The sequence below is a fragment of the Candidatus Nomurabacteria bacterium genome, assembly GCA_020847275.1.
In the GTDB taxonomy this organism is placed as follows: domain Bacteria; phylum Patescibacteriota; class Minisyncoccia; order Phycocordibacterales; family JACOZG01; genus JADLCI01.
On the sequence record JADLCI010000009.1, the window covers coordinates 1 to 7364 of the forward strand.

6 protein-coding genes are annotated in these 7364 nt (G+C 45.9%); all 6 read left to right on the top strand.

Going from position 1 to position 7364, the window contains the following annotated elements; translation table 11 throughout:
• The first annotated feature begins 197 nt into the window (after positions 1 to 197).
• Complete coding sequence (locus IT398_02975) at positions 198 to 641, top strand: NUDIX hydrolase (GenBank protein MCC6291003.1); 444 nt, start codon at positions 198 to 200, stop codon at positions 639 to 641.
• Positions 642 to 697: 56 nt separating this feature from the next.
• Positions 698 to 2248 (top strand): arginine--tRNA ligase, encoded by a 1551-nt coding sequence (argS, locus tag IT398_02980; GenBank protein MCC6291004.1) that lies wholly within the window; start codon positions 698 to 700, stop codon positions 2246 to 2248.
• A 189-nt stretch (positions 2249 to 2437) separates the two neighbouring features.
• On the top strand, positions 2438 to 3043 hold the full coding sequence (locus IT398_02985; GenBank protein MCC6291005.1) for a hypothetical protein: 606 nt from the start codon (positions 2438 to 2440) through the stop codon (positions 3041 to 3043).
• A 118-nt stretch (positions 3044 to 3161) separates the two neighbouring features.
• Positions 3162 to 6497, top strand: coding sequence for a class I tRNA ligase family protein (locus tag IT398_02990; protein MCC6291006.1), 3336 nt, complete (start codon positions 3162 to 3164; stop codon positions 6495 to 6497).
• Complete coding sequence (gene recO / locus IT398_02995) at positions 6464 to 7048, top strand: DNA repair protein RecO (protein MCC6291007.1); 585 nt, start codon at positions 6464 to 6466, stop codon at positions 7046 to 7048. The genes IT398_02990 and recO overlap by 34 nt, the downstream gene beginning before the upstream one ends.
• A gap of 9 nt (positions 7049 to 7057) precedes the next feature.
• On the top strand, positions 7058 to 7364 hold a 307-nt coding region (locus IT398_03000), incomplete at its 3' end, for a hypothetical protein (protein ID MCC6291008.1).

The following is a 7364-nucleotide window of genomic DNA, read 5'->3' on the forward strand; positions in this document are numbered from 1 at the left end:
TAATTGGAAGAAAATCGAGTGTTGTAAGGGTGGCACCTGCCTCTCTCCGGAGGATGTTCACGAGCGTGTTTCGGTGATTGTCGGCAACTTTCTTTCCTAATCTTATTCACAGTTGCGACCGAAGCTTTTGATAGTTATACTGCGCCAGGCAAGCGTTCTTTTACTGAAATCAAACTTGTGTCTGGAGGTAAACTTATATGACTACGGTAACGGTTCCACGGATTGACACAACGGCGGTTGGTAAGCGGGTTGTTGCCGCGCTAATTATTCGCGAGAAGAGACTTCTTCTTCTTAGGAAACCAGATCACCCAGATTTCCTTATGTTGCCAGGTGGAGGATTGATGGAGGATGATGAGGGGGGTCTGGTTTACGCATTAAGGAGGCAATTGGGAGAAGAATTGGGCTTCTCTCCGCAAGTATTACCCGCCCACCTGTGTGCTGAGGTGGTTGATCATGGCGTTGATGAGAAAGTCATCATTCATCTCCATCGTTTGGTAGTGTCACAAGATGCTGTTTTTCAGACGATTCTTGGGTTTACATTGAACTGGTTAGGGGCTGCTGAAATCAATCAGATTCGGGACAGATTCACACCTGCGACCATGAGCTGTATTGAATACGCTATCGCAGGCGGTTTGATCTGAGTTTGTCACCCTGGGCCGCCTAACAGGCGGCCCTTTTTTATGTTAAAGTTTGGCGAATGATTGCGGAAAAAATTAGAGAATGGTTAGGAAATATGGACGCCAAAGTGGAACCGACAAATGATCTGGACCACGGCGATTACACCACCAATATTGCAATTATCACCAAGCAAGATGCGACCGGTTTGAAAGAAAAATTGGAGCGGAATAAGTTGCCGGAGATTGAGAGGATTGAGGTGGTGAATCCTGGTTTTCTAAATTTCTTTCTGACAAAAGAATATTTGGCACGAAATCTAGAGGAGGTTTTAGCAAAAAAAGATAAATTCGGTTGGAGTGAAAAATTGAGTGGGAAGAAAGTGATGGTGGAGTACACCGATCCGAACCCGTTTAAGGAGTTTCATATTGGCCACTTGATGTCCAACGCTATTGGTGAATCAGTTTCTCGTTTAATTGAAGCGAGCGGAGCGGAAGTCAAACGTGCTTGCTATCAGGGTGACGTTGGTTTACACGTGGCCAAGGCCTTGTGGGCAAAAGGGGATTACGCTTTGGGTGCGAAGAGTTATGAAGCGGATGAACAGGCAAAGAAGGAGGTTTACGAGATAAATAAGAAGATTTATGACAAGAGCGATGAGTCACTGAATAAAGTTTATGAGGAGGGAAGGAGATTGAGTCTTGAGAAGTTTGAGACGATGTATGCGAAATTAGGAACGAAATTTGATTACTACTTTTTTGAGAGTGAAACTGGTGAATTTGGCAAGAAGATTGTGCAGGAAAATATGGGGAAAATTTTTGAGGAGAGCGATGGCGCTGTTGTTTTCAAGGCGGAGAAGTATGACGAGAAACTGCACACGCGTGTTTTTATCAATTCTGATGGCTTGCCGACTTACGAGGCGAAGGAGTTGGGTTTGGCGAAAACTAAGTTTAATCAATTTAATTATGACGAGTCAGTGGTTATCACTGGTAATGAGATAAGACAATATTTTAAAGTTTTACTCGCGGCTATGAGTCTTGTCTTCCCAGACCTTGCGGTGAAAACAAAACACCTTTCTCATGGTATGTTGCGTCTGCCAAGCGGGAAGATGAGCTCACGAACAGGGGATGTGATTACGGCCGAATTTCTTTTGGATCGGGTGGAAGAAAGAGTCCGTGAGAAGAATCCTGAAGCGCCACTTACAGAAATTGCTGTTGCGGCGATAAAGTACGCGATTCTGAAACAAGCTCCCGGTCGGGATATCATCTTTGATCTAGAGAGGTCACTCTCATTCGAGGGGGATTCTGGTCCATATTTGCAATACACTTATGCTCGGGCGAAATCTGTCTTGGAAAAGTCAGACAAAGAATTAGGTTTGGATAATTTTGAAAACAATGAAGTGGCAAGATTTCTGGCTCGTTATCCGGACATTGTGGTAAGAGCAACAGATACTTTTTCGCCCCAAATTATCGTTCAGTACCTGCTTCAACTTGCTTCTGTTTTCAATTCTTTCTATGCCCAGAATAAGATTATTGGCTCACCAGAAGAGGCTTCGCGTCTTACTCTCACTGCCGCAGTAGCACAAATCATCAAGAACGGTTTGTGGTTGCTTGGTATAAAATCTCCCGAGAGAATGTAACTTACTTGACAACTAGACACACATTTGCTATACTACAGACAGTAGTTCTTTGATAGTGAATTGCGAGTTGGTCATAGCGAAAAGCGGCCTAAACATAAGCCTCTCCTCGCTATGACCATACCGGCCCATAGTGCCCACCTTCGGCGTAGAGGGAAATCAAATACGAAAGGTTAACACCATGCACAGATCATGACTGCAGCCGAAATGACCGACGGCCAAATCGAAAACGCCGTCAACAAAGTCCGCGACGCGATGCGCAAGCATCGTTCCGAGATCACCTCGGATGTCGCTCAACAGGTTCTCGGTGTCGAGAATCTCGGAATGATGATGTTCACTCCCTTCCGCGAACGCGCTGAAGCGGTCTCGAATCTCATCGTACGCACCGCCAAGGTGAACCGCGGGCGCTCTCAGCAAGAGGCGATCGAGGCCACCGGTCGCGCGCAGTACACGGACCGCAAGGTCGTGGACAGCATGCCGAAAGGTGAGGGCGACGAAGTCGAGGTCGTGTTCTTCAAACCCGATCTCTCCCAGCGCGATGGTTTCATCTCCGATGACGACCTCGAAAAGGAGTTCGAGCTGCGTGGCCTCAAGCCCGCCGATCCGATCTCCGTCGCCGCCGTGAATGAAGCCGATCCCGCCTTCGCCGATGAGAAGCCGCATGGCACTCATTGGAAGGACACCAAAGGCAACTGGTGCTACGCCACGTTCGGCCGTTGGCACGTCGGGCGCGAGGTGCGCGTCCGCCGCGACCGCGGCTGGGGCGGCTACTGGTGGTTCGCCGGTGTTCGCAAGTAGTTCTCAACGCTAAGTCACTTAGGACTCCGGTCCTTAGAAACTTAGTCCTTAGCCCTGTTCCGATTCGTCGGAGCGGGGCTTTTTTTATGCTTAGAAAATGTTAAACTGGGCTAAATTTATGACCGAAAAGAGTAAGATTGCTAAACGGGAGGAACAGACTCTCGCCTGGTGGCAAGAAAACAAAATTTTTGAAAAGAGTTTGGCACAAGAGGCACCGAAGGGTGAGTTTGTGTTTTATGATGGGCCACCCTTTGCTACCGGTTTACCTCATTATGGCCATATCTTACCCGGGACGGTGAAGGATATAATCCCGCGCTATAAGACGATGCTGGGTTATAGGGTGCCACGACGTTGGGGTTGGGATTGCCATGGTTTACCAATCGAGAATTTGGTGGAGAAGGAATTAGGATTGGGAACGAAAAAAGAGATTGAGAAGTTTGGTATTGATAAATTCAATGAACGCGCGCGAGCGAGCGTGCTCACTTATGAGAAGGAGTGGAAGGAAATTATCCCGCGTACTGGTCGTTGGATTGATATGGAGAATGCCTACAAGACGATGGATGCTAGTTACACGGAGAGTGTCTGGTGGTCGTTCAAGAATTTGTTTGAGAAAGATTTGATCTACGAAGGTTTCAAAAGTATGCACCTGTGTCCGCGTTGCGAGACGACCATCTCTAATTTTGAGGTTAGTCAGGGGTACAAAGATATCACCGATATTTCTGTCTATGTGAAGTTTGAGCTGGTAGATGAGCCAAACACTTTTCTACTTGCCTGGACAACTACGCCGTGGACTCTACCCGGCAATGTGGCCCTAGCCGTGAGGGGTGATGGTGTGTATGTGAAAGCGAAGAAGGGGGCAGAAAGTTTTATTGTTTTGAAAAGTTTGGCGGAGAAAGTTTTGAAAGAAGATTACGAAATAGTTGAAGAATTCAAAGGTGAAACATTAGTTGGAGGTAGATACAAAACTTTATTTGATTACTATCAGACTGATGGGCAAGTTTATGCCGCAGACTTTGTTAGTGCCGAGGAGGGAACGGGGATTGTCCATATTGCTCCGGCATTTGGTGAAGAGGATTACCAGTTGAGCCTGAAGGAGAAACTACCCTTTGTTCAACACGTAGGGACTGATGGGCGATTTAAACAAGAGGTGACGGATTTTGCGGGCGAATTGGTAAAGCCGAAAGATGACCATCAAGCGACGGATATTAAGATTATTAAACACTTAGCTGGAAAAAATTTACTTTTCGCGAAAGAAAAAATAATTCACAGTTATCCGCACTGTTGGCGTTGTGATACCCCACTTCTCAACTATGCCTCCTCAAGCTGGTTTCTGAAGGTGACTGAGATTAAAGAGAAATTAATAAAGGCGAATCATGAGGTGAAGTGGGTTCCAGAGGAGATTCGCGATGGTCGTTTCGGTAAGTGGCTAGAAGGTGCGCGGGATTGGGCGATATCGCGTTCGCGTTATTGGGGTGCGCCATTGCCGGTTTGGAAATGTGATAGCTGTGAGGAGAAGAAGGTGGTTGGCAGTATTACCGAACTGAAAGAGTTGGTTCCGAAATCGGGAAACAAGTATTTCTTAATGCGCCACGGTGAGGCTGAGAGTAATGTTACTAACAGGATTAGCTCCAAATATCCTGATGATGTGAACCTAACAGAAGGTGGAAAAGCAGAGGTAATTAGTGCGACTAAAGATTTGCCCAGTAAGATTGACTTCATCTTTTCATCTGATTTTCAACGAGCCAGACAAACAGCAGAAATATTAACTAGACACTTTGAACTAAATCCTGAACAGGTTGTTTACGATAAGCGTTTACGAGAGATCGATGTCGGTGATTTTGATGGTAAAACCTGGAACGATTACGATTCTTATTTTTCTTCTAACTCAGAACACCTAAGTAAGAGTTTACCTAATGGTGAAAATGTATTGGGTGTGAAGCGCCGCGCGATGTCGTTTTTAAGTGAGATTGAAGGTAGGTATGAAGGTAAAAATATTTTAGTTGTTAGTCATGGCCTAACCCTCTATATGATGTGGCTTGGGAAGGATTATCTTGACCAGGATCAAATTATCACCAGGGATTGGAAAGACCATTATACGAGGACGGCTGAAGTGCGCGAGATCTCTCTCGTTAGACTCCCGCACAATAAAGAATACGAACTAGATTTACATCGTCCACATATCGACGAAGTGAAATTTGCTTGTCAGTGTGGTGGCGAGATGAAGCGTGTGTCAGAGATTTTTGATACTTGGTATGACTCTGGTTCCGTCCCATTTGCCTCACAAGCAACGAAGGAATTGGCTCCCGCCGACTTTATCGCAGAGGGTTTAGACCAGACCCGTGGGTGGTTCTATACCCTGCTTGTACTTGGTGTGGCGCTTTTTGAAAAGTCACCCTATAAACAAGTGGTTGTGAACGGTCTGGTTCTTGCGGAAGATGGCAAGAAGATGAGTAAACGCCTGAAGAATTACCCAGAACTTTCTGAAGTATTAGATAAATACGGTGCCGACGCTTTACGGTATTACCTGATTGCTAGTCCTGCTGTGCGGGCCGAGGATCTGGCCTTCTCAGAAAAGGGTTTGGATGAAGTGGTGAAGAAAATCATTTTGCGTTTGGAAAATGTTTTGAGTTTTTACGAGCTCTATAAAAGTGAGAGAAATTCTGGTGAATCTAAATCAGACGAGAATGTTTTAGATAAGTGGATTACTTCCCGGTTGGCGGAATTGCAGAAAGAAGTGACCATTGGTCTGGAGAACTACCAACTAGATTTAGCGGCACGCCCAATCTCTCTTTTTGTGGATGATCTTTCCACATGGTATCTGCGTCGCTCCCGAGAACGTCTACAGAAAGAGGGGATGCTCGTTTTGGGGAATATTCTACGAGAATTCGCGAAATTATTGGCTCCCTTCATGCCCTTTCTTGCGGAGGATATTTACCAGAGAGTCGGTGATGATCATACCCTCGAGAGTGTTCATTTGGAAAGGTGGACCGAAGTCAGGGATTTCGATCAGAAATTGCTTGAGGAAATGGGCAGAGCAAGAAAGTTGGTGTGGATCGGCTTGCAATCTAGGGCAAATATAGGGATACCCGTCAGGCATCCGTTAACAAGTGTGACGGTTAAGTATCTTCCCGAAAAGCTTGTTGAATTGGTTAAGGAGGAATTAAACGTAGATGAGGTTATTCTTGATAAGGAAATGGAGGGCGAGATTTGGATTAATGCCACACTAACCCCAGAATTGATTGAGCGGGGAAAGTTGCGCGATTTGGTCCGTTTGATCCAGGACGAGAGGAAAAAGATGGAACTGAAACCTGGGGAATTGGCTACACTTACACTTAACCCAGACAGAAAAATGTTGGTGGAAAAATTTATGGATGAGTTGAAGAAAACTTGTTCTCTTACGGAAATTAACTTTGATTCGCAGTGTCTCACACTATCTATCACACCGAAGGATTAATTCTTTCTCGCCGTGATTACGGTGAGGCGAATTCCCTGTATCAAATTTTCTCGCGGGAGTTTGGATTGATCACTGTCGCTGCGCAGGGGACCCGCTATTTAAAGTCCAAACTTCGCGGTCAGCTCGCCCTCTTGATGCACGGTCACTTTACCCTTGTCCGAGGAAGAGAATTCTGGCGCTTAATCGGTGCGGAAGCAAGCCCGCGTCTTAAGGCGCTTACTCAAAATCGAGAAAAATCCCTAGTCGCGGTCAGAGTGGGTAATTTATTTTCACGCCTTGTGCGTGGGGAGGAATGTCAGCCTGAATTATTCTCTGATCTGGTGTTTGGTTTAGAAACTCTCGCCACTAATGAGAAAATAATTCCAGAAATTTCTGAACGGGTTATCGTTTTAAGACTACTATCTAAGCTCGGGTACATCTCTTCTGGTAAATTGCTCGCGCCGTGGCTTGCGGCAGATTTGTGGCACAAAACGGAATGGCATATGTCCGATGGGGTATCCAGGCAGATTGTCGGCGCGATAAACAATGGCCTCAATCAGAGTATGTTATAATTCGGTGTTATGCAGGAGAACGATAAGGATCATCTTGATATCTTAAAACGAGATTTGTATCGTCCACAGGGAACTAAACCACTGCGTCGCTCACGATTGGGTGGGTTCGTTGATTCTAGTCGTGAGACCTGGAAACGTACAGAGCCACTTCGTGTCGCTGATCGGTGGCTTTCGGCAAAACTTTTGAAAAAAATTCTCTGGTGGTCTTTCGGTTTTTTCGTTGTTATGGCCATGGTTACGCTCTTCGTTTTTTACCGCGGGCGCAATCTTGTCTCTTCGGGTAACGTCGTTTTAAAAATCACTGGTCCCACAGAAA